This is a genomic window from Terasakiispira papahanaumokuakeensis (assembly GCF_001709345.1).
GTDB classification, from domain to species: Bacteria; Pseudomonadota; Gammaproteobacteria; order Pseudomonadales; family Halomonadaceae; genus Terasakiispira; species Terasakiispira papahanaumokuakeensis.
The window spans coordinates 700,677-724,631 of record NZ_MDTQ01000001.1 but is presented as its reverse complement, the minus strand read 5'-3'; the positions used below and the strand labels follow the sequence as shown (position 1 = coordinate 724,631).

The following is a 23,955-nucleotide window of genomic DNA, read 5'->3' as shown; positions in this document are numbered from 1 at the left end:
GAAACTCGATTGGGCTTGAGTAAGCCGTCGTGAAGATGTAACAAATATAATGAAACCGGGGCATTGTAGCAGCCCCGGCTCATTTCACCAAACTTTAACAAACAACTGCTAAACTCTTAGTCAGCCTGCTTGCGCAGGAAGGCAGGAATATCGAGATAGCCCAGATCCGCTTCTTTCTGCGGGCTGATGGCTGATTTTTCCTGCGGAGCTTGGGCCGCCGCCTGATTTGCAACATTACGCATACGTTGCGGTGACTGCTGAACCGGTTTGCTTCGCTGCGCAGTAAGGTTTTCTTCGCGCTTATTACGCGGTTCCAACCCAGTAGCCACCACAGTGACGCGCAGTTCTTCTTCCAAGCTGTTGTCGATGGAAGTCCCCACGATGATAGTGGCATCATCAGAAGCGAACTCCTGAATCACCTGACCTACCTCAGAGAATTCGCCAATCGTCACATCGCTGCTGGCGGTCACGTTAACCAGTACACCACGAGCCCCGCGCAGATCGATATCTTCCAGCAGCGGGCTACGTACCGCAGTCTCAGCCGCATCCCGTGCACGTTGATCCCCCGTTGCCTTACCAGTGCCCATCATCGCCATGCCCATTTCAGACATCACGGTACGCACGTCAGCAAAGTCAACGTTGATCTGGCCTGGGTTGGTGATCAGCTCAGCGATCCCCTGTACTGCACCCAAGAGCACGTTGTTGGCCGCATCAAATGCAGCCAACAGGCTGGTATTTTTCCCCAGCACGGTCAACAGCTTGTCATTCGGAATCGTGATCAGTGAGTCGACGTGACCCGAAAGCGCTTCGATCCCTTCTTCAGCCACCTGCATACGCTTGCGGCCTTCGAAAGGGAAGGGCTTAGTCACTACCGCAACTGTCAAGATCCCCAGTTCTCGCGCCACTTCAGCAACGACAGGGGCGCCACCCGTGCCCGTACCTCCGCCCATACCGGCGGTGATAAAGACCATATCAGCCCCTTGCAGCACCTCGGCGATCAATTCGCGATCTTCGAGTGCAGCCTCGCGGCCGACATTAGGATTGGCTCCAGCGCCCAATCCCTTCGTTATTTCGCTGCCCAGTTGCAGCACCGTCTTAGCGGCAACATTTTTCAGTGCCTGCGCATCTGTGTTCGCACAGATGAATTCGACACCTTCAATGTGGCTGGCCACCATGTAGTTGACGGCATTGCCACCACCGCCACCGACACCAATGACCTTGATGACTGCTGAGTTGGAGGGCGTGTTGTCTACCAGCTCGAACATATGTCCGTCTCCTAAACGCAGCCATGAACCAAAACACGACTGCCTATTTAACCCTATATGCTTGCCTGCATGATCAATCGTCCCGACTACCCCTGCCCTCGCCTGCTCTTTCCTCGGGAGAAAGACGGGCCTAAATCCTGATGGCACTACGCAGGTCTTACTTGCTTATTATATTGCAGCGTAGCAAAACAGTGGTTATAAAGATAATGGCTGTGATCATTATTTTCATACACAATGCTTTACATAAACTGCCATCCCAGTGGTCGAACAGCTTTAAATCTGTTCATCAGGAACACTTACAAATTGCCCTGAAACCAGGATTTTACGCGCTCCATCAGGGAGGGCTGAGGTGCAACTTCAGCCACTTGATTGGAACTTTCCGAGGCATAGCCGAAAGCACGCCGATTATCCGCCTGCTGACGCTGTATCCCGTAGAGTAACAGACCTACCCCTGTCGAATAAATTGGATTATGCACCACATCGGCTAAACCGGTCACATTTTGCGGGTGAGCGAGTCGAATCGGCATATGAAAAATCTCTTCGGCCAGTTCAATCACACCTTCCATTTTGGCGGTTCCACCAGTCAATACAATACCTGCAGGGATCAGGTCTTCGAAAGCGCTTCGACGTAATTCACCTTGTATTAATGTAAACAATTCGTCATAGCGCGGTTCGACAACTTCTGCCAATGCTTGCCGAGATAACTCACGCGGCGGGCGATCACCCACGCTCGGCACTTTGATCATCTGATCTTCACCGGCCAGTTGAGCTAGGGCACATGCATACTTAATTTTAATCTGTTCAGCGTGCTGTGTCGGTGTGCGCAAGGCCATCGCGATGTCATTGGTCACTTGATCACCGGCAATGGGAATCACGGCGGTATGCCGAATCGCCCCTTCGGTGAAAATAGCGATATCGGTCGTACCACCACCAATATCAACCAAGCAGACGCCCAGCTCTTTTTCATCCTCGGTCAGCACCGAGTAGCTGGAAGCCAACTGTTCCAAAATAATATCATCGACATCCAGGCCACAACGTTTAACACATTTTTCAATATTTTGAATCGCATTGACAGCACAAGTCACCAAGTGAACCCGAGCTTCTAAACGGACACCCGACATGCCCAAGGGTTCACGGATCCCTTCCTGACTATCAATGGCATATTCCTGCGGCAGAATATGAATAATGCGTTGATCGGCCGGAATCGCCACGGCACGAGCGGCATCAATAACACGTTCTAAATCGGCATCGCCAACTTCGCGATCTCGAATCGCCACGATCCCATGCGAGTTCATGCTCTGCACGTGGTTACCCGCAATACCGACATAAACCGAATGAATTTCACACCCGGCCATTAATTCTGCTTCTTCCACCGCCCGTTGAATCGATTGCACGGTGGATTCAATATTGATCACCACGCCTTTTTTCATCCCACGGGAGGGATGAGAGCCGATACCCACGATTTCAATCTGACCATCGGGTGTGAGCTGTCCGACGATGGCGACCACTTTGGAGGTCCCGATGTCCAGGCCCACCACCAAGTCGCCGCGGTTTGACTGCTGAGCCATAAGTTGGCGAACTCCTTTGAGGAAGCTTCAAACCGAGGGAAATTCCCTGCGTGTTTGTCTCATCTATACTTTTAGACGCATTCTTGTCTCAATTATACGCCTTTACAAGCATTAGTGATCATGTTCTGCAACGCAATGATCCTAATCAGCGACACGAGGGGCCTGAGCTTTTCGCCAGCGCACCGATAAACCATGGGGATAACGCATATCCACACGTTCAATACGGTGGGCATATTGGCCAAGCCAGTCTCCCCAAGCGGCGATAAATCTTTGAAAACGAGGCTGAATTCTAACACGACCCATATCGACCCAAATAGCGTCGTCAAGTTGCAACGCCCATGCGCCTCGCGGCTCTAGTGTTAAGGCGGTTAATTTTAGTTGTTTTGGCGTAAGTGTTTGTTTCAGGCGCGCCACCATCTCTAATACATCTTGTCGTCGTGCCTGAGGTCCGCGCAGATGAGGCAAGGTTTCTTTAAACTTCGGCGAGCGGGGTAGTAGGACAGCTTCAGCATCGATCAGCTGGTCATCATTCCAATAAGCAATGGGTTGACGCTCGGTCAAATTGATTTCCAACTGATCGGGCCAGTGACGACGAATATCCGCCGTTTTAATCCAAGCCACATCTTCCAATGCATCGCGCAATTCGGGTAAATCGACTGACCAAAAAGGCACCGCCACCAGCGGCAACATCCGCTCACGGAGTTGGTCAACATCGGCATAGCGTACATCACCATGAATCGCCACTTGGCCGACGGGGCGACCTAACATGGTCATCAGCCCCCATATCGCCCCTCCCATCATGATGAGAAGCAATGCCAGTGTGACTCCCCAGCGAACAGGACGCCGCATTAAGCCTCCTTCACGCCGGACAAGCTTAGATGGCACTGTGCTTTTTCGGCAATGCTAACAACCAACTCAGCCAATGAAATACCGGCATGAGCGGCAGCCTGAGGCACCAGACTATGGTCTGTCATCCCAGGGCTGGTATTCACTTCCAGCAACCAGAAGCGCCCGGCTTGATCCTGCATTAAATCAACGCGCCCCCAACCGGAGCAGCCAATGGCATTAAACGCCGCAACCGATAAAGTGCCAATGTCAGTTTCGGCTTCATCAGACAGGCCACATGGCAGCAAATAACGAGTATCGTCAGTAATATATTTGGCATCATAATCATAAAAATGATGCGGTGTTTCCAAGCCAATAACGGGCAGAACCTGCTCACCTAACAAGCTCACAGTAAACTCATGACCGGTCACCCATTGTTCTGCCATGATCAAGCCATCAAACGCACAAGCGCGCTCATACGCCTCTGCCAGCGCCTCAACACTGGTGACTTTAGACATACCGACACTGGAACCTTCATGCACAGGCTTCACCATCAGCGGTAAGCCTAGTTGATCGACCACCGACTGCGCATCAAAAGGGGCCTTGAGCAGCATAAAGTTGGGCGTTGGCAAACCCAACGACTGCCAAATTTGTTTACAGCGCAGTTTATCCATACCCAAAGCGGACGACATCACCCCACTACCGGTATAAGGGACTTGCATCCATTCCAGTAATCCTTGAATCGTGCCATCTTCTCCCCCCCGACCATGCAATGCGATAAAAGCACGATCAAAAGGTTCTACTTGCAGTTGAGCCAGCGCATCGGCCCCCAAATCAAGGCCAAAGGCATCAGTGCCCGCTTCGCGCAAAGCCGCTAATACAGCAGCGCCACTTTTCAGTGAGACTTCCCGCTCGGCTGAACACCCTCCCATCAGCACGGCGACACGTCCTAGTGCACGGGCCCGGTCGAATAGTGATTGATGCGTTACGTCCGATGTCGTCATGGTGGCTCCTTAATCCACTTGCTTCACAAAATTCAGGCTTGATGCCGCTAACCGCTGAGCAATGCCACCAATATCACCTGCACCCTGTGTCAGCAAAATATCGCCGCCCTGAAGGATCCCTCCTAGCACATGCTCTAACTCGTCTGCACTGGGTAAAAAGAGTGGGTCAATCTGCCCACGCTGACGAATGGTGCCAGAAAGACTGCGGCCATCCGCGCCAGGGATCGCGGCTTCACCTGCCGGATACACATCCAACAAGACCAAAAGATCCACTTTGGACAACACCTTGACGAAATCTTCGTATAAGTCACGGGTACGAGAAAAGCGATGAGGCTGATACAGCATGACCAAGCGGCGATCTGGCCACCCTTTACGTACAGCTTTAATCACGGCCTCGACTTCACGAGGGTGATGGCCATAGTCATCGACGAGCTTCACCTCGCCTCGCGGGGTCGCATAATCACCGTAGACTTGAAAACGTCGGCCCACGCCTTGGAATTGTTTAAGGCCATTCACAATCGCCTCATCATCCAACCCTTCTTCGGTCGCCACAACAATGGCGGCTAGGGCATTTAATACATTGTGCTCACCGGGAATATCCAGTGTGACATCAAGGGTTTTACGCCCTTCAGGCCGCTGGACTCGGAATTGAATACGACCTTCAGTCTGCAGGAAATCAACGGCCTTAAAGTCCGCATCGTCGCTGAACCCATAAGTCAACACGGGGCGGCCAATCCGTGGAATCAGCTCCCGCACAATGGGGTCATCAATACACACAACGGCCAGCCCATAAAAAGGCAGGTTATGGAGAAAATCGATAAAGGTCTGCTTGAGCTTCTCGAAATCCCCCCCATAAGTGCTCATATGATCGGCATCGATATTGGTGACAATCGCGACCATCGGCTGCAGATGCAGGAAAGAGGCGTCAGATTCGTCGGCTTCTGCCACCAAATAACGGGATTCGCCCAACTGTGCATTCGTCCCGGCACTGGTCAACCGCCCGCCAATGACGAAGGTTGGGTCAAGCCCGGCTTCGCCTAAAATAGAGGCAATCAAACTGGTCGTTGTGGTTTTCCCATGAGTGCCCGCCACCGCAATGCCATGACGAAAGCGCATCAGTTCAGCCAACATTTCCGCACGCGGCACAACCGGAATACGGCGTGCCTGAGCAGCAGCCACTTCAGGGTTAGTCGGGTCAATCGCACTGGACACCACGACGACATCCGCACCTTCAATATGTTCAGGCAAATGCCCAACACAGGTGACAGCCCCAAGATCTCGAAGACGGGCTAATACGGCACTCTCGCGTAAGTCTGAACCACTGACCTGATACCCTTGTGTCAACAGGACTTCGGCAATCCCACACATGCCTGAGCCACCAATCCCGACAAAATGAATATGCCGAATACGACGCATGGTGGGTACCGGATACACGGTATCATTAAAAACAGCTGTCATTAAAATTCCTCCAGAATGGCTTCAATCACCGCATCTGTCGCATCAGGGCGTGCCAGAGCGCGGGCTTTCAAAGCCATATCATGCAATCGGTCAGTATCGGCCAGTAGACCCTGTAAGGTGGGGATCAGCGCACCCTGCACTAATTCAGGCTGCGGCATTAAAATGGCAGCCCCACCCTCACTCAAAAAACGCGCATTCATGGTTTGGTGGTCATCGACCGCAATCGGCAGTGGGACCAGAATCGAAGCAACCCCCGCACAAGCGAGTTCTGATACCGTCAAAGCACCCGCTCGGCAGATCACCAGATCCGCCCATGCAAAAGCAGCGGCCATGTCACCGATAAAATCACTCACTTGCGCCTCAACGCCCGCGTCACAATAAGCTTGCCGAGTGACTTCATCTTTATCTCGGCCCGCCTGATGTCGCACTTCAGGGCGCAATGAGGCCGCTAGCTGTGCTAATGCCTTAGGGACTTGCTCATTCAATACTTGAGCGCCAAGACTGCCCCCCACAACAAGCAAACGGGGGGGATGAGCGGCGGTGTCGCCGAGGGATTGAACAGCGCGCGCCGGATCCAGCACCGGTGCAGGCAGCTGTCGAATGGCTTCACGGACAGGGTTGCCCACCACCGAGACCGCTTGCGGTTCAGGGAAAGCGCCCGGAAAAGCCGCCAGTGTCCGCCGCGCCCAGCGCGAGAGCACCCGGTTGGTCACACCGGCAATCGCATTTTGTTCGTGCACATAGAGGGGAACCCCCAACCAGCGCGCCGCCAAACCTCCCGGCCCACTGGCAAATCCGCCTAGCCCCAGGATGACATCTGGCCGCCGTCGACGAATAATACGCCTTGCCTGTAGTGTCGCTTTCAATAAGCGCCAAGGCGCGGCCAATAATGAGAGCCGCCCTTTACCTCTTAAGCCATCAATGGTCACCGTATCCAGGTCAATACCGGCTTCGGGCACTAGCCGCGTTTCCATACGCCCAGCACTGCCTAACCAACACACGAAATGTCCTTGGGCTTGCAATGCACGGGCGATTTCCAAGCCAGGAAAAATATGCCCACCGGTCCCCCCGGCCATGATCATGACTGTACGACGCATCAATGATCTCCCAAATGAGTAAAACGTGAGGCACGGCGAGTCGGCTGGCGATATAAGGGCGCCTCCGAACCGGCAGGGGGCACTCGGCGCCGAGAAGACGTTCGGGCATCAGCATGACGTGATGAAGATTGAGTGCGCGGCGCTTTCGGCTGATAGGAGTCGGTTTCTAAAGCCACCCGCATGACCATGCCGAGCATCAGCCCACTGATCAATAAGCTACTGCCGCCATAACTCACGAGCGGTAAAGTCAGGCCTTTGGTCGGCAAAGCGCCCACATTCACCCCGATATTAATCGTCGCCTGTACTGCGATAATGACCCCGATACCGTAGCAGAGATAAGCCCCATAAAGGCGTCCACGGAGTTCGGCACGCCGAGCCACCAGCATAATCCGCGCCACCAGCAATACAAACAGCCCCAACATACTGAGCGCACCAAACAGACCCAACTCTTCGGCGACAATGGCGAAGACAAAATCCGTATGCGCCTCGGGAAGATAAAACAACTTCTGGACACTATTACCCAAGCCGAGACCAAACCAATGCCCTCGACCAAAAGCGATCAGTGATTGGGTCAGCTGATAGCCCGCCCCATATTGTTCCGCCCAAGGATCGGTAAACGTGATCATTCGGGCCACGCGATAGGGTTCGGCATAAGCAATCAAGGCCATGCCGACGATGGCCAGCACGACGACACCGACAAAGTAGTACCAGCGCACACCGGCCATAAACATCATGCCGAGCAGTGCGCTGAGCATCACCACTAGGGCGCCGTAATCGGGTTCCAAAATCACCAGCAGCCCCATCCCCATCATCAACAGGAAGGGCCGTAAGAAAGCACGAAACTCTGTCCGCACAGCGTTCATATGCCGCACGAGATAACTGGCGAGATAAATCACCAAGCACAATTTGGCGACTTCGGAGGCCTGAAGATTAATAATGCCGAGCGGAATCCAACGCACACTACCGTTAATTTCACGCCCAACGAGCAGCACGACCACCAACAGCATCACGCCCAGCACCAGTGCCCAAGGGCTGTAGCGCTGCCATAAACGTAATGGAATCCAAGACCCTGCAACCAAAGTGATCAAGGTGGCCAAGACATAAAGGCCATGTCGAATAGAGTAATAATGAGGATCACCCGTACGCGCTTGAGCCACATCGACTGACGCCGAACTGACCATGATCCAACCCATGAACAAAAGGCCTAACGCGCTCACAAGCAACCAACGGTCGCCCAAAGCACGTTGCCATACGACCGTTGACGGCAGCGGCCACCCAAGATCGGGGAAACGCGCTCGCAACGCTTTCAGCTTTAAGACGATAGCTGTTGAACGCATTGCGCAAACACCTCACCACGATGGGCAAATCCTTGGAACATATCAAAACTGGCACAGGCCGGTGATAGCAGCACGGCATCACCCGGTTGGGCCTGTTCAGCCAAGGCGGCGACGGCGGCCGGTAAATCAGCCGCTGACTGCAAGGGAATCCCTTTATCCAATGCTTGCTCAATGAGAGGGGCGTCACGACCAAGCAGCATCACGACAGCATCCGCTTTTAATAGCGGATCGGATAGTGGCGTAAAATCTTGCCCTTTACCTTCCCCGCCTAAGATCACCCAAAGACGTGAGTACTCCGGGGCCAAACCCGCAATAGCGGCCAAGGTCGCCCCGACATTCGTCGCTTTGGAGTCATTAAACCAGGTCACGCCTTGATGGATCGCAACCTGCTCACAGCGGTGCGCCAGCCCATTAAAATCAGCCAGAGTGGCCAGCATCGCGGGCATCGGTAGCCCAACCGCATGGCCCAACGCCAGTGCCGCTAGCGCATTCAATTGACCATGGCCACCGGGCAGTGTTATCGCCGAAACAGGACATAATGGCTGATCACCCTGCATCAACATCCGCTGCCCATCCACTGTGGCAAGGCCAAAATCAGCCTCAGGCACCCGCCCAAAAGTCGTCAGCGGCACCGCTTCGGCCATGGCCTGGGGGTAAGTCAAGGGCTCATCCAGCGGCACAACCGCTTGTGCTGCATGTAAGAAGATCCGTTGCTTCGCCTGAATATAGCCCGTCATCCCGTCGTAACGATCAAGGTGATCTTCCGACAGATTCAAAATGGTCGCGACTTGGCAATGCAAGCTTTGAGTCGTTTCAAGCTGAAAAGAAGAGAGTTCCAACACAATAAGATCATAGGGTGCGCCCAAGAGGCTCAAGGCCGGTGTACCAATATTGCCCCCCACCCCGACTTGCCAACCCGCTTGGCGAGCCATCTCAGCCACCAGCGTGGTGACGGTGCTCTTGGCGTTAGAGCCCGTAATGGCGATCACCGGCAGCGGTGTTGCCAAGGTGCTATGAGCACGAGCAAAAAGCTCAATATCACCGATAATTTCCGCACCGGCCTGTTGCGCCTGCTGTAACGCTGGTTCCGCAATGGCAATCCCTGGGCTGACGATCAGTTGCTGCATTTGTCCCAATTGAGCCCCATTTAAGGGCCCTAACCATAACGGCACATCGGGACACAGTGCTTGTAATTCAGTCAGACCGGGCGGTGAGAGGCGCGTATCCGCCACCACAAAGGCCACCCCTTGCTCATAGAGATAGCGTGCGACGGACAGCCCGGTCTGACCAAGCCCAACAACCGCCACTTCGACCTGATCAGTCGCGACCGGCGCCGTCTCCATAGCAGCCTCTCTCATCAACCCAGCGTCCATCAACGGCGTATCCATCAACGGCGTATCCATCAACGGCGTATCCATCAACGTAGTTTCAATGTTGATAAGCCGATCAGCACCAGAATGACGGTGATGATCCAAAAGCGTACAATCACGCGGGGCTCCGGCCAGCCTTTGAGTTCAAAGTGGTGATGCAAAGGGGCCATGCGAAAAATGCGTCGCCCCGTCAGCTTGTATGACCCCACTTGCAAAATCACCGACACGGTTTCCATCACAAAGACGCCGCCCATGATAAATAAGACAATTTCCTGGCGCACAATCACGGCCACAATCCCAAGGGCAGCCCCCAGTGCCAAAGCCCCGACATCGCCCATAAACACCTGGGCGGGATAAGTGTTAAACCATAAAAACCCTAAGCCTGCGCCAATAATCGCCGCACAGAAAATAGCTAACTCACCGGCACCACTCACATGGGGAATATAGAGATAATTGGCAAATTCCAGGTGCCCGGTGGCATAAGCAAAAATCCCTAAAGCACCGGCCACCATCACCGTCGGCATAATCGCCAAACCATCCAGACCATCAGTCAGGTTCACGGCATTACTTGAGCCCACAATGACCAGGTAAGTCAGCACGATAAAGGCGGGTCCCAAATCCAGGGCAACCGATTTGAAAAAAGGCACAATCAGCTGCGTCTCGCTTGGCGACTGGGCCGTACTGTAAAGCCAAAGCGCCGCGCCGAGCCCCACCACCGACTGCCAAAAATATTTCCATTTAGCCGGTAAGCCGCGCGGATTTTTCTCAACCACCTTACGCCAATCATCCACCCAGCCAATGGCACCAAAGGCCAGCGTCACCAGCAGCACAATCCAAACAAAACGATTGCTTAGATCAGACCACAGCAGGGTACTCAGGCCAATGGACACAAGAATCAAGGCGCCGCCCATGGTCGGCGTGCCGGCTTTAGACAGATGCGTTTGAGGGCCATCCTGGCGCACAGCCTGACCTATTTGACGCTGGGTCAGACGGCGAATCATCCAAGGGCCGACAAGCAATGCAATGAGTAAGGAGGTGAGAATGCCTAGAATTGCCCGTAATGTCTGATAGCTAAACACTTCCAGGCCCGGGAATAATTCAGAGAGTAGTTGGGTCAGCCAAAGCAGCATGAGCAGTGTCTTATATGGTTCAAAATTCAGACCGGCGCGATGCGCCGGTCTCCTGAATAAGCATCAATTCTAATACAGGTTTTAGCGCCTGTTTGTTGTATCCAGTTTACAAGTTGCATCCATTTTGCGGGTTACCTCAACTTTGCAGGCGCGTCACCAAATGTTCCATGTGAGCACTTCGTGAGCCCTTGATCAAGACCACACTCTGTGCATCCAATCGCGGGATCACCGCCTCCAGAAGCGCATCTTGAGTGTCATACGCCTCGCCTCCCGGACCGAAGGTTTCTGCCGCCAAACGCGCCATGGGCCCGTAAGAGAGCAGATGGTCAATACCTTGTTGAGCGGCATACTCACCTATTTCACGATGAAACCACTCACTTTCCGGCCCCATCTCTTTCATATCCGCGAGCAAGAGCCAACGGCTCGACGCCGGGCGCAACGCGAGTAAGTCAATCGCCGCTCGAGTCGATCCAGGGTTCGCATTGTAACTGTCATCAATCAAGGTGATGCCCATCAGCCCTTGAGCCACCTGTAAACGGCCCGCAGCAGGCTGCACCTTAGCCACGCCAGCAATCACGGTCTCCAAAGGCACCCCCATCGAGAGGGCGCCGGTAATGGCCGCTAACGCATTACTGACATTGTGGCGGCCAGACAACTGTAACTGCACCTGTCGCTGGATACCGTCGGGCCCCGACAGGGTAAATGATGCACCGCCTTCGGGATAGAGGGTCAAGGCTTCAGCCTGCCAGTCCCCTTGACTTAAACCAAAAGTGTGCACTGGGCAGGGACTTTGGGCCTGCCAGTAGCGACAGTAGGTATCATCCGCATTTAAGATCGCCGTGCCTGAAGGCGGCAAATGAGCCAACAGCTCCCCCTTGGCTTCGGCAATGGCATCCATACTGCCAAACTCACCTAAATGAGCACCGGTCACATTGGTGATGACGCCATAATCAGGGCGCGCAAGCGCTGCCAAGGCGTCAATTTCTCCCAGATGGTTGGCCCCCATTTCAATCACGGCCGCCTGATGATGAGAGGCCAGCTGGATCAGTGTTAAAGGCATACCAATGTGGTTATTGAGGTTGCCTGCTGTCACCAAGACGTCGCCATAATGCAACCGCAGTATAGCCCCCAACAGTTCTTTGACGGTGGTTTTACCATTGTTACCGGTCACCCCAATCATCGGGCCTTGCCAGTGCTGACGCTGCCAACTCGCCCAATCCGCCAGTGCTTGTAATGTATCGGGTACCACCAATTGAGGCAACGGATCCGCCACTGGGCGTGAAACCAATGCCGCCACGGCCCCTTTTTCACGAGCCTGGGCGAGGTGATCGTGGCCATCAAAATGCTCGCCGACCAGCGCAACAAAAAGACTTTGGGGCGCAATTTTACGAGAATCTGTACTGACTTGGGCCCACTCAAGCGCGCCAACGGCAGCTGACAAAGGTGCCAATTGCAAGATGTCTGCTAACTGTGCGAGCTGTGTAATCATGAGTGCACCTCCCCAGCGAGCAGACGTTGAATCTGTTCAATATCACTGAAATGATGCCGAACCCCACGGATTTCTTGATAATCTTCGTGGCCTTTACCTGCCACTAAGACCCAGTCTTCTGGCCCTGCTTGCTGTAACACATGCGCAAGCGCCGCTTCACGCGGGGCGACTTCATCACAAAGAGCCGCAGCATGACAAAGCGCCTGATCATAACCAGGAGACCTATGCGCCATCGTTCCAGTGTTGTGATCGGTCGTATCGGTTTCTGCAAGACAGGCGGCCAAAATCATTTCACGGATCACTTTCGGGTCTTCAGTGCGAGGATTGTCGTCGGTCACAATCACTTGATCCGCATACTGCATGGCCATCCGCCCCATCTCGGCACGTTTACCCGTATCACGATCGCCGCCGCAACCAAACACACACCAAACCCGACCAAGACAATGTAACCGCACCGCCGCCAAGGCATTCGCGAGGGCATCCGGGGTATGCGCATAATCCACTACGACCGTCGGTGCTCCCGAACGTGTCAAGCGCTGCATCCGCCCAGTCACCGGTGAAAGCTGCGACATCGCCAGCAACGCTTGAGATAACGCCAACCCTTCACTCAATAAAACGCCCAACACAGCCAACAGATTGGCAAGGTTAAAGGCTCCGATCAAAGGCGCTTCCAACAGACCGGTTTCAGCGGTCGGCCCTTGACCATAGCGCACCACGGCACGAATCCCACCATCATGGAAATGAGCTTCATCAATAGAGAGATCAACGGGGTCAGTGGGTACTGAAACAGGCTCATCGTGCTCGGTCGCATAACACAGGCGCTGCACACTGGGGGAAAGTCGATCCATCAGTGATTGCCCGAACCGATCAGATTGATTAATAACGGCCGCTTCTAATTCAGGGCGAAGAAACAAGCGGGCTTTGGCCTCTCCGTAAGCCGCCATACTGCCATGATAATCCAGGTGATCACGAGACAGTTGTGTCAGCACGCCACAGCGCACAGGCAAGCCATTCAGACGCCCTTGATCCAGCGCATGGGAAGACGCCTCCATCACCACATGGGTGACCCCTTCGGCCAACCACTGCGCTAACCAGCGATGCAAGGTGAGTAAATCAGGCGTGGTATGTGTGGTCGGTTCAAGTTGATCCGGTCGACCTCGCCCCAAAGTGCCAATCACCCGTGCATTGTAGCCCAGGGCCTGCCAGGCTTGGGCCAAGTAAAGGGCTACCGAAGACTTGCCATTGGTGCCGGTCACTGCGGTAATATTCAAATCACTTGATGCCAACCCGGTTAACTGGGCAAGCCAATCGCCTAACCGCTGAGATAACAGCGGCAATTGTAAATGCAGAACGCCTTGGTACTGGCTCACTTGCCAACAATGGCCTTCACTGACCAATAACACCGCCCCCGCAGTCACTGCCTGATCAAAAAAATCTGTTCCATTTTGCGAGACCCCAGATAACCCGAGAAAAGCATCCCCAGGCTGAATCCGACGGCTGTCACTCACCAATCGCGATACTTGAGGCCAATGGCCAGACGGCATGGACGTCCCCAACGGCGCCCAAAACGTCAGCCAGTGCTGAGGGGTCAAAGGTTGCGGCAGGGTTAATTCACTCATTGTTATTCAGCGACCTTCACATCTTGGGGAAGACTCCCCGTGGGTAAATCTTTTTGCGGTAGCGTCTTTAAGTTATCCGGCGGTACATTCAACATACGTAGTGCCCCCCCCATTAAACGGGAAAATACCGGCGCCGCTACCTCCCCACCGTAATATTGACGTCCTCTTGGGTTATCGACGACAACGACGGCAATCAACCGAGGATCAGAAACAGGCGCAATCCCTGCAAAAAAGGCGCGGTATTCGCTGGTATATTGACCCGTACTGCCGACTTTGTGAGTGGTCCCGGTTTTCCCCGCAACACGATACCCTGGAATACGCGCCCGTGTTCCAGAGCCGCCCTTCTGAGTCACGGTCTCCATCATTTCCAAGACTTCACGGGCAATTTTAGGCGGTATCACTTGGTGGCTTTGGGGCTTATCCTGACGCAGCAAGCTAACCGCATGTAATTGGCCATGATCAGCCAAAGGGGTATAAGCCTGAGCTAATTGAAGCGGGGTCACAGAAAGCCCATAGCCATAAGCCATCACCGCGCGATCAACCAATGTATTGGGCGGTAGATGACCGACGCTCTCGCCGGGGAACCCAGTACCTGTCGCACGCCCCATGCCTAACTGGCTGAACAGCCCCCACACGGCATCCTCTGGCAAAGCCATCGCCATTTTGGCGACTCCGATATTACTGGACTTGGTGATCACGCGGGTCACTGTGAGGACACCATGATCGACCACATCGCGCACCGTATGACCACCAATACGCATATAACCAGGGCGAGTATCCACGATCGTATCGGGGGTGTACTCACCCGACATCAACGCAGCTGCCACGGTGATGGGTTTCACGGTTGACCCTGGCTCAAGCAAATCCAGCATGGCTCGATTGCGCAAGCTTTCGGGGTCCATATGAGCGCGATTATTGGGGTTATAAGCGGGCTGATTAACCATCGCCAACACTTCGCCCGATTTAGCATCCAAAATCACCGCACTGCCGGCATCAGCATGGTGTTGCTGTACCGCGGCCTTGAGTTCTCGATAGGCCAAATACTGCAGCCTCATATCCAAGCTTAAGGCCAGATCACCACCGGGCTCGGCAGGCTTTAAAACCGCCAACTGACGAACAATACGCCCTTTGAGATCTTTCAAAACACGCCGTTGTCCTGGCTCGCCACTGAGGTAGTCATTGTAAGCCAGCTCCAACCCTTCCTGACCTTGATCATCCAGGTTGGTAAAGCCGACCAAATGGGTCGCTACTTCACCAGGCGGATAGTAACGTTTGAACTCATCGCGGGCATGAACACCCGGCAAACCCAGCGCCAGTACCGCATCGGCTTCATCCGGTGTCATCTGCCGACGCAAATACATAAACTCATGATTGACGTAACGTTTAAGCCGCTGAGCCAAGTTGACGGGCGAGAGACCTGCTGCCTGCGCCAGCTGGCGCACCGCATCAGCCGTTTTGGGGAAGTCTTGAGGGTTGATCCATAAGGTCACCACAGGCGTGCTGATGGCCAGCACCTCGCCATTGCGGTCTGTAATCATTCCCCGGTGCGCCGTGATCGGCTCGACACGAAGTGTTCGCACATCGCCTTGCTGCTTGAGGAAGTCATGCTCAAACAGATTCAGCCAAACCACAAATCCCGCCAAGCCTGCCGCCACCAACCCCATGATGCCGAGCAGCAAGTAAAAACGCCAAGAGGCAACAGGTTTAAAGTGACCACTCATGGCTCGCGTACCTGAATATCGTGAGGGTCGGGCAGATAGAGATTAAGCTTTTCACGTGCCAGGCGCTCAATCCGTGCGGGAGAAGCTAATGCGCCCTGCTCTAATAACAGGCGCCCCCACTCCACTTGCAAGGCATCTTGCTCACCTTGCAGCGTTTGCAGACGCACTTGTTGTTGGCGTGATGTTTGGGTGACTTGGATCAGCGCCTGGGCCGTGACTAATACGGCTAATAGCAAAGCCAACGCCATCCCCCCTTTCAGGAGAGGATGGCGTCGATGAGGAACACTGAATAAATGCCCGCCACTCAACCGGGATAACAGCTCACGCCAACGCATTTCCAACCGACTCCAGCTTTTCTGCAACACGCATCACAGCGCTGCGTGAGCGAACATTCACTTCGATTTCTTCGGCACTGGGTTTGATCGCTTTACCGATCGGCTTCAAACGACGTTCGATTTGATCTTCCGTTAACGGAATACCCGGCGGCAAATGAGTATCCCCGCGCGCCGCATCTCGAATAAATCGCTTCACCATACGATCTTCCAACGAATGGAAGCTGATAATGACCAGACGCCCACCAGGACGCAACTGTCGCACAGCGCGGTCTAAAACATCCTCAAGATCAGCCAGCTCGCGGTTGATATGGATACGAATCCCTTGAAAGCTACGCGTCGCCGGGTGTTTATGCTTCTCCCAAGACGGGTTAGCGGCTTTGACAATTTCAGCCAGCTGCAACGTTCGCGTAATCGGCGTGTCTTGACGTGCGGCCACAATCGCCCGAGCAATCCGCCTGGAGTGGCGCTCTTCACCAAACCGAAACAAGACATCCGCGATTTCTTTTTCGGGCGCACGCGCGACCCAGTCGGCCGCACTCATGCCCTGACTGGTATCCATGCGCATATCGAGCGGGCCATCATGCATAAAGCTGAAGCCCCGTTCGGGGTCATCCAACTGGGGGGATGACACCCCCAAGTCCAGCAAAATGCCATCCACCTGCTCGCTCCACCCTTGTGTCTCGGTCAAGGTTTCAATCTCAGCGAAAGAGCGATGAGCAATTTGAAAACGGGGGTCTTGAGCCGCTAAAGCTTCACCTGTGGCAATCGCACGTGGATCTTTATCAATCCCCAGCAAACGTCCCTCATTATTCAGCTGCTGTAAAATCAGACGACTATGGCCACCCCGGCCGAAAGTGCCATCAATATATCGACCCTCCGGACGCGTCACCAGAGCTTCAACAGCTTCATCTAATAAAACCGTGACGTGCCGGTCACGCGCTTGCTCCGCGGCCTGCGATGACACTGTGTCATGAGAGGAGATCAAAGAAGAAGACGAGGATTGAGAAGCGGATTGGTCTGTCATGCTGAACTCTATATGAAAGGGCGGAAGTCGGCCTGTAAGCCGGGTTCTGTCGGGGACAGTCATTCATCTCGACCGGATGTCGCCATCCGGCTCTAGCAACCTACCCGGACCCAGCGCGGGCCACGCCAATGGGTCCCTATTTGGTCTTGCTCCGAGTGGGGTTTACCGTGCCGCGGTATGTTGCCACCCGCGCGGTGCGCTCTTACCGCACCTTTTCACCCTTACCTGTGCTGCAAGCAGCCATCGGCGGTCTGATCTCTGTGGCACTTTCCGTAGGCTTTCGCCTCCCAGGCGTTACCTGGCACCCTGCCCTGTGGAGCCCGGACTTTCCTCCATTATCGCGCCATCTCATAGAGATCAGACGGGATAACAGCGACTGTCCAGCCGACTTCCGCTGCGCAAGGATATAGACATTAGGCCCAAGGCTCAAGCGTCTTCGTCGGATGACTGCGACAATGCCCAATTATAAAGGGCTTTCTTTTTAATGCCGGTATGTCGAGCCACCACAGCACACGCCTGAGTTAACGGCAACAAAGGCATCAATGACTCAAGCCAAGCTTGAGCTTGTGGCCAAGCCTGATCAAGATCAGTTTCACGCCGCCCCGCCACCATCAACACCATTTCGCCACGCTGCTGATTAGAATCGGCCACCAACGCATCTCTTAACTCACCCAAGGGCATCGATAAAAACGTCTCGAAGGTTTTCGTCAATTCGCGGGCTAAGCACACATCTCGGTGCTCACCAAAAACCGTCATCATGTCATCAAGCGTATCCATAATACGGTGGGGCGATTCATAAAAAATCTGAGTGGCACTCTCTTGCACCACTTGTTGCAGACGATCCCGCCGCCCTTTAGATTTAGCGGGTAAAAAGCCGTTAAAAGTAAACCGATCGGTCGGTAATCCACTGGCACTCAGGGCAGCAATCAGCGCACAAGCGCCCGGCACCGGCACGACCCGATGGCCTGCATCCCGAAGCGCTCGGACCAAGGTAAAGCCCGGATCAGAAATCAGCGGGGTACCGGCATCAGAAACCAGAGCAACAGACTCTCCGGCTTGTAGTCGTGTCTGTATCTGGGCAATGCGGCCTTGCTCGTTATGATCATGTAATGACAACATAGAAGGGTTGGCGCCCAGCGACACTAGCAGCTTGCGAGTATGGCGGGTATCTTCAGCAGCAACCAGATCAACAGAAGACAACAGATCTTTTGCGCGTTCGGTGAGATCAGCCAAATTACCAATCGGCGTGGCGACGACATACAATACACCGGATTCGGCGCTAGACTCTGGTAATACATGAGCATGAGCTCGAGCATCAGACATAATAGAAACAAGTCCTTGCGGCTAGGATAAGCAACTCCAGTATCAAACCCAAAGCGATCAAAGCGCCCTGGGATTAACCGGAACATTGAACCAATATCTTCTAGTCAAACTGACCATAGGGTGAGGGAAAACAGCGTGAAGTGCCAATCCCGTCTCACCGGGCTGCTGCTAGCGGTCTGCGTACTCCTGCTGGCCGGCTGCGCCGGTCAAAATACCACCCCCAGTGCGGCACAAATTGCCGGCACCGAAGGCAGTGCCGAGCAATGGCTGGATCTGGCTGCCCGCAGCCAAGGTCGCCAAGCCGCTGAAGCACGCCTCAAAGCCGGCCAAATTCTAGCACAGCTCAATCGTGATCAGGAGGCACTGGATATTCTCTCCAAAATCCAGTGGCGTATGCTCACCATGGATGACCGTTGGCTGCTCATCCACTTAGGCACACAGACCGCATTGAACCTTGAGGATGGTTGGCAAGCATTGATGATGATCGATGAGATCAGCCCATCATTGATGCAACTCGACCGCGATCAACAGACGCAATTACAAATTGCCCGCGCTCACGCTTATGAACTGATCGGCCTGCATGAGGCTGCGGCAAGAGAGTATTTCGCCGTCAGCCAACTCCAGCGCAACAACCCCAGCGCCCAAACCGAAACCCGCAAAGCGATTTGGCGTAACTTACAAGCGCTGTCTCCAGACACGCTCAAAATGCTCGCCAACCAAGAAAAAATCGCCACACTGCGCGGTTGGTTCGAGCTGGCCGAAATTCGTCAGACCGCCAATGACAACCTCGTTAATCTGGACCAGCAACTCACCAGCTGGTTCCGTCGTTGGCCTGATCACCCGGCCCGAGAAGAGTTACCCAAGGATCTGGCCCTATTGCGCCAACTCAGCGAAAACCCAGTCGCTCAAGTGGCTGTTTTTCTGCCTAGCAGCGGTCCTTTAGCAGGCCCCGCTCAAGTGCTAAGAGATGCCTTGATGGCACGTCACTATCAACGCCTCGCTGCCGGTCAACCGGTGCTTAAAATGCATTTTTACGACACCCAAAGCACTTCGCTCGACGATCTTTATGATCGCGCCGAAGACGACGGGGCCAATGTCGTCATCGGCCCACTGGCTAAAGGCTTAGTAAGTGAATTGGAGCAGTGGCGCAGCGTTCCACTACCCACACTGGCTTTAAACTACGGCACAGAAAAAAATAATGAGACTGACGGCCTGATGGAGTTTGGCTTATCCGCTGAAAACGAAGCGCAACAAGTCGCCGAACAAGCCTGGCAGAATGGCTTACGTCGAGCCCTAGTGCTCACACCGAATAGCAGCTGGGGACAAAGAGTCGCGGATAGCTTTACTCAAGTCTGGACCCAAATGGGGGGCAGCATTGCCCGCCAAGCAACATTCGGTGACGGCCAGAATGTCGACAAAGCACTCCGCTCACTATTGGAAGTCAACCTGAGCGAAGAGCGTAAACGCCAGCTGGTCAAGACCTTAGGCCTGGGCATGCACTTTGAACCGCGTGCACGTCAAGATGCCGACTTCCTCTTCTTACATGCACGGCCGGGAACCGCACGGCAGGTTACGCCAGCACTCGCCTATTTAAAAGCCAACCATCTCCCTGTACTGGCCACCTCCGCAGTATTCGATGGCCAGATCGATCCGAAGCAAGATCGGGATATGGATGGCATTGCCTTTTGCGATATCCCTTGGTACTTAGAAAATCGCGATAACCCATTGCGTCAGAAATTAGCCGAGTTATGGCCCGGTAACATGCACAGTTATGGAAGACTTTATGCCATGGGGGCAGATGCTTATACCTTGGCTGAGCGACTGCCTTTATTAGAAGCGCTGCCGGAAAGTCAAATCGAGGGAGCAACGGGTCGGCTCACACAAACCCATCAACGCATTATGCGCCACCTACAGTGGGCACGTTTTGAAGAGGGCCGCCCTCGCCCACTATCGCCAGAAGATATTCATGCTCAGCAAGGATTAGCCGAGCAACTGATTCCCGATGAGTAAAGCCCGATAAGCAAAGCCCGATGGGTAAAGCCAACAGCAGCCAACAACGAATAAACGATCGATAAACGAAAACAGAGCACGCAAGAAGGGCCGATAATCCCTTATATCGGCCCTTCCCCTATTGATGGCCATGGAGGGCCATTATGATGTCGCCACGCACAGCTCGCCAACGTCTCGGCGATCAAGCAGAGACCCTCGCTCGCGATTACCTCAAACACCAGGGATTAACATTACGCACACAAAATTTTTTATGTCGCCTGGGAGAAGTCGATCTCATCATGCAGGACGGCAATACATGTGTTTTTGTTGAAGTCAGACTCAGGCGTAGCGATCGTTTTGGTGGCGCCTTGGCCAGTGTGACTCGACAAAAACAACAACGACTGATTCACACCGCTAATTTCTATTTGCAGCATGAACAGTTATCATCTCCTTGTCGTTTTGATGTCATCACCTTAGTGCTGGATCACGAAGGCCAGCCGTGCATCGATCAATGGATTCGCGACGCTTTCCAGGCCTTCTAAGCCGATGCCGAACTGATGACATTTCGAGAGCTCAACAGGACGCCCATGGACTTTCAAAACCGAATTCTCACACATTTTCATAACAGCATTGATACCAAAAGCCAGGCCAGCGAAGTCTTGCCCGCGCATATCGAGTACGCCAGTCGCCTGATGGTCGACAGCTTACTCAATGAAGGCAAAATTCTAAGCTGTGGTAATGGTGGTTCAGCCGGCGATGCTCAGCACTTTTCTTCTGAACTGCTCAATCGCTTTGAGCGTGAACGCCCGAGCCTACCCGCCATGGCGCTATCAACAGACACCTCAACACTGACATCGATCGCTAACGACTACAGTTACAACGAAGTCTTCTCGAAACAGATCAGAGCGTTAGGGCAGCCAGGTGATGTTTTGTTAGCGGTCTCAACCAGCGGCAACTCCGCCAATGTTATTCAAGCGATTCAAGCCGCCCATGAGCGGGATATGAAGGTCGTGGCGCTCAGTGGTAAAGATGGCGGCAATATGGCATCACTCATGACCGCGGAGGATTGCGAAATCCGTGTGCCCAGTGATGTCACCGCACGTATTCAAGAAGTGCATTTACTGGTCATTCACTGTTTGTGTGATCTGATTGATGAGCAACTGTTCGGCGGCATGTAAGACATCGCTTTCAGTGGATCATAAAAAAACGCCCGTGATGACACTCACGGGCGTTTTTATTGACAAGCCAGCATGGCCTATTTCAGACAGCAGGCTTTCAGTTTACAACTCACACCTGTTTACCACGGCAAGGCTGACTATTTGATCACGCGAAGGTGGCTTCCTCGCCCTCCTCCTGGAGGTGTGTGATCATCATCGTCGTCATCATCTGTATCGACAGGCTCATGCCATACTTGCTCAGATTCAGCCGAGTCAGTGTCTTCTGTCGCGACGTCATCTTCATCTTTCAACTGATGAACCACCTCAAGCGCTCGATCAACCGAATCATCCGTCAACGGCTCATCAGACCCGGCTTCTAAAGTCGGCTCTGAACCAAAGACCATACCGGCACCATTCTCGCGTGCATATATTGCCATAACGGCCGCGACAGGAATACTCAGCTGCATCGCTACACCACCAAAGCGAGCACTAAAACTGATGCCAAAGTTATCAATCATGAGATGTCGAGTCGCATCCGGCGAGACATTCAACACAATCTGCCCGTCTCTGACATAAGGCTGAGGCACCTGAACACCGGGTTGTTCAGCATCCACAATGACATAAGGCGTCAAGCCATTATCTAAAAGCCACTCATGCAAACCGCGTAACAAGTAGGGACGACTAGATGCGTTCATCACTGATGACCTCACCATTATCCACGCATATCGTTTTCTTGCTCAGACAGACTGGCCTGGAAACCATCTCGCGCAAAAATGCGTGTCATATAGTCAAACAGTGGCTGACACTGTTTTTCCGGCAATTCAATGCCCATATGATCTAAGCGCCACAAAATCGGAGCCACACAGCAATCCACCAGACTGAACTCATCGCTCATGAAATAAGTGCATTCTTGGAAAATGGGGGCAACCCCCAAGAGGCTCTCACGTAGCTCTTTACGCGCTTTATCCGCCTTCTTACCCCCTGCACCTTTGGTGATTTCATCCACTAGCGGGCACCATTCATTTTCCAGCCGGTACATCCATAACCGACTTTGGGCACGCGCAACGGGATAAACCGGCAGCAATGGCGGATGAGGGAAGCGCTCATCGAGGTACTCCATCATCACCTTGGACTCATATAGGACCAAGTCACGATCCAGCAGCGTCGGCAGACTGTTATAAGGGTTCAGGTCTGCCAACTCGTCCGGCTTGTCATCGGGGTTGATGTCCAGTACGTCGACAGTTACCCCCTTCTCCGCCAAGACAATGCGAACACGATGACTATAGTGATCCCCACCATCAGAGAAGAAGGTCATGGAAGAGCGTTTGGTCACAACACCCATTGAAAAGATCCTCACTCGACATTAATAACGTCCATTTTACCGCTTTGCGGCCTTATAAAGCAAAAGGCGTGCAGACTTTTAATCTGCACGCCCTCAACACACTTAATCAAGCGTTAGGACTCAGCCAACGGCTTTAGTGCACATCGCGCCAGTACTCACGCTTAAGCAGGTAGGCCACGATAGTGAAGAACACAATAAACAGCAAGACTTTCCAAGCAATAGACTGACTTTGCAGTTTACTGGGTTCACCGACATAGACCAAAAAGTTAGTGAGATCATAGACCGCATGATCAAACTGCTGTGGCGACATACTGCCAGCCTGGACTTGTTTAAAGCAATCCCGAGTTGAAGTCACAGAGCCTTTGAGCGGGTCAATGATTTCAGACTCCACATGATTAGGATCACAAGTCAAACGGTTTACACCCTGCAACGGCGCCAGCACATGCGGCATCCCGACATCGGGAAAAACCGTATTATTCACGCCCCAAGGCCGACTGTCGTCGACATAGAAACTGCGAAGATAGGTATAAATCCAATCCGGTCCACGCAGCCGTGCAGTCAGTGACAAATCAGGCGGCGGCGCACCAAACCACTGAGCCGCATCATCCTCATGCATCGCAATCCGCATTTGGTCATTAAACTTCAGGTCCGGGTTAAAGATCAGGTTTTCTTCCACCAAAGACTGCGGGATCCCTAGATCCTGAGCCGTACGTGAGAAACGCTGAAATTTGGCAGAGTGGCATCCCATACAATAGTTCACGAATAGGCGCGCACCATTTTGTAATGAAGCCTGATTATGGATATCGGGTTTCATTGAATCCAGGTGGACAGCAGCCCCCCCTGCAGCCAGCGCCAATGACGGCACCAGCGCCATAATGAGTGCAATCAGTTGCTTTTTCATA

General features: G+C 53.6%; 21 protein-coding genes and 1 other RNA gene. 3 read left to right on the top strand and 19 right to left on the bottom strand.

Translation table 11 applies throughout. The features are described from left to right. Positions 1 to 116: 116 nt before the first annotated feature. From ftsZ to rsmI, 16 genes are all read right to left on the bottom strand, one after another. Positions 117 to 1,265, bottom strand: coding sequence for a cell division protein FtsZ (gene ftsZ / locus BFW38_RS03240; protein WP_068997099.1), 1,149 nt, complete (start codon positions 1,263 to 1,265; stop codon positions 117 to 119). Positions 1,266 to 1,561: 296 nt separating this feature from the next. Continuing rightward, positions 1,562 to 2,833, bottom strand: a complete 1,272-nt coding sequence (ftsA, locus tag BFW38_RS03235) for a cell division protein FtsA (protein WP_068997098.1) — start codon at positions 2,831 to 2,833, stop codon at positions 1,562 to 1,564. Positions 2,834 to 2,974: 141 nt separating this feature from the next. Beyond that, positions 2,975 to 3,682, bottom strand: coding sequence for a cell division protein FtsQ/DivIB (locus tag BFW38_RS03230; protein WP_068997097.1), 708 nt, complete (start codon positions 3,680 to 3,682; stop codon positions 2,975 to 2,977). Next, on the bottom strand, positions 3,682 to 4,662 hold the full coding sequence (locus BFW38_RS03225; RefSeq protein ID WP_068997096.1) for a D-alanine--D-alanine ligase: 981 nt from the start codon (positions 4,660 to 4,662) through the stop codon (positions 3,682 to 3,684). The genes BFW38_RS03230 and BFW38_RS03225 overlap by 1 nt, the downstream gene beginning before the upstream one ends. A gap of 9 nt (positions 4,663 to 4,671) precedes the next feature. Then, complete coding sequence (gene murC, locus BFW38_RS03220; RefSeq protein ID WP_068997095.1) at positions 4,672 to 6,120, bottom strand: UDP-N-acetylmuramate--L-alanine ligase; 1,449 nt, start codon at positions 6,118 to 6,120, stop codon at positions 4,672 to 4,674. Beyond that, positions 6,120 to 7,217 (bottom strand): undecaprenyldiphospho-muramoylpentapeptide beta-N-acetylglucosaminyltransferase, encoded by a 1,098-nt coding sequence (murG, locus tag BFW38_RS03215; RefSeq protein ID WP_068997094.1) that lies wholly within the window; start codon positions 7,215 to 7,217, stop codon positions 6,120 to 6,122. Before murG ends, murC begins: the two co-directional genes overlap by 1 nt. Continuing rightward, the gene (gene ftsW, locus BFW38_RS03210) at positions 7,217 to 8,554 is read right to left on the bottom strand and encodes a putative lipid II flippase FtsW (RefSeq protein WP_068997093.1); all 1,338 of its coding nucleotides are present in this window, start codon (positions 8,552 to 8,554) and stop codon (positions 7,217 to 7,219) included. The genes murG and ftsW overlap by 1 nt, the downstream gene beginning before the upstream one ends. Continuing rightward, entirely contained in the window at positions 8,530 to 9,972 is a 1,443-nt protein-coding gene (gene murD, locus BFW38_RS03205) for a UDP-N-acetylmuramoyl-L-alanine--D-glutamate ligase (RefSeq protein WP_245686053.1), read from the bottom strand. Before murD ends, ftsW begins: the two co-directional genes overlap by 25 nt. After that, positions 9,972 to 11,054, bottom strand: coding sequence for a phospho-N-acetylmuramoyl-pentapeptide-transferase (mraY, locus tag BFW38_RS03200; protein ID WP_068997092.1), 1,083 nt, complete (start codon positions 11,052 to 11,054; stop codon positions 9,972 to 9,974). The genes murD and mraY overlap by 1 nt, the downstream gene beginning before the upstream one ends. Positions 11,055 to 11,190: 136 nt before the next feature. After that, on the bottom strand, positions 11,191 to 12,543 hold the full coding sequence (locus BFW38_RS03195; RefSeq protein ID WP_068997091.1) for a UDP-N-acetylmuramoyl-tripeptide--D-alanyl-D-alanine ligase: 1,353 nt from the start codon (positions 12,541 to 12,543) through the stop codon (positions 11,191 to 11,193). Continuing rightward, positions 12,540 to 14,162 (bottom strand): UDP-N-acetylmuramoyl-L-alanyl-D-glutamate--2,6-diaminopimelate ligase, encoded by a 1,623-nt coding sequence (locus BFW38_RS03190; protein WP_068997090.1) that lies wholly within the window; start codon positions 14,160 to 14,162, stop codon positions 12,540 to 12,542. The genes BFW38_RS03195 and BFW38_RS03190 overlap by 4 nt, the downstream gene beginning before the upstream one ends. 2 nt (positions 14,163 to 14,164) lie before the next feature. Beyond that, a complete protein-coding gene (locus tag BFW38_RS03185) occupies positions 14,165 to 15,883 on the bottom strand; it encodes a peptidoglycan D,D-transpeptidase FtsI family protein (RefSeq protein ID WP_068997089.1) in 1,719 nt (572 codons plus the stop codon). Continuing rightward, on the bottom strand, positions 15,880 to 16,218 hold the full coding sequence (gene ftsL, locus BFW38_RS03180; RefSeq protein WP_084004422.1) for a cell division protein FtsL: 339 nt from the start codon (positions 16,216 to 16,218) through the stop codon (positions 15,880 to 15,882). The genes BFW38_RS03185 and ftsL overlap by 4 nt, the downstream gene beginning before the upstream one ends. Then, positions 16,205 to 17,242: a 16S rRNA (cytosine(1402)-N(4))-methyltransferase RsmH gene (rsmH, locus tag BFW38_RS03175; RefSeq protein ID WP_084004421.1), complete on the bottom strand. Its 1,038-nt coding sequence runs from the start codon at positions 17,240 to 17,242 to the stop codon at positions 16,205 to 16,207. Before rsmH ends, ftsL begins: the two co-directional genes overlap by 14 nt. A 19-nt stretch (positions 17,243 to 17,261) precedes the next feature. Beyond that, an RNA gene (gene rnpB / locus BFW38_RS03170) (RNase P RNA component class A) lies at positions 17,262 to 17,634 on the bottom strand. Positions 17,635 to 17,668: 34 nt separating this feature from the next. Next, a complete protein-coding gene (gene rsmI, locus BFW38_RS03165) occupies positions 17,669 to 18,565 on the bottom strand; it encodes a 16S rRNA (cytidine(1402)-2'-O)-methyltransferase (RefSeq protein ID WP_068997088.1) in 897 nt (298 codons plus the stop codon). A gap of 135 nt (positions 18,566 to 18,700) precedes the next feature. On the opposite strand from rsmI, the gene BFW38_RS03160 reads away from it, so the two are divergent. From BFW38_RS03160 to BFW38_RS03150, 3 genes are all read left to right on the top strand, one after another. Then, a complete protein-coding gene (locus tag BFW38_RS03160) occupies positions 18,701 to 20,575 on the top strand; it encodes a penicillin-binding protein activator (protein WP_068997087.1) in 1,875 nt (624 codons plus the stop codon). A gap of 143 nt (positions 20,576 to 20,718) precedes the next feature. Beyond that, entirely contained in the window at positions 20,719 to 21,096 is a 378-nt protein-coding gene (locus BFW38_RS03155; protein WP_068997086.1) for a YraN family protein, read from the top strand. A gap of 45 nt (positions 21,097 to 21,141) precedes the next feature. Then, complete coding sequence (locus BFW38_RS03150) at positions 21,142 to 21,732, top strand: phosphoheptose isomerase (RefSeq protein ID WP_068997085.1); 591 nt, start codon at positions 21,142 to 21,144, stop codon at positions 21,730 to 21,732. A gap of 137 nt (positions 21,733 to 21,869) precedes the next feature. Here BFW38_RS03150 and BFW38_RS03145 read toward each other — a convergent pair whose 3' ends face one another. The 3 genes from BFW38_RS03145 to BFW38_RS03135 form a co-directional block, all read right to left on the bottom strand. After that, positions 21,870 to 22,406: a ClpXP protease specificity-enhancing factor gene (locus tag BFW38_RS03145; protein WP_084004770.1), complete on the bottom strand. Its 537-nt coding sequence runs from the start codon at positions 22,404 to 22,406 to the stop codon at positions 21,870 to 21,872. 17 nt (positions 22,407 to 22,423) lie between these two features. Further along, positions 22,424 to 23,053, bottom strand: coding sequence for a glutathione S-transferase N-terminal domain-containing protein (locus tag BFW38_RS03140; protein WP_068997083.1), 630 nt, complete (start codon positions 23,051 to 23,053; stop codon positions 22,424 to 22,426). Between the two features lie 133 nt (positions 23,054 to 23,186). After that, complete coding sequence (locus BFW38_RS03135; protein ID WP_068997082.1) at positions 23,187 to 23,954, bottom strand: cytochrome c1; 768 nt, start codon at positions 23,952 to 23,954, stop codon at positions 23,187 to 23,189. Between the last annotated feature and the right edge of the window lies 1 nt (position 23,955).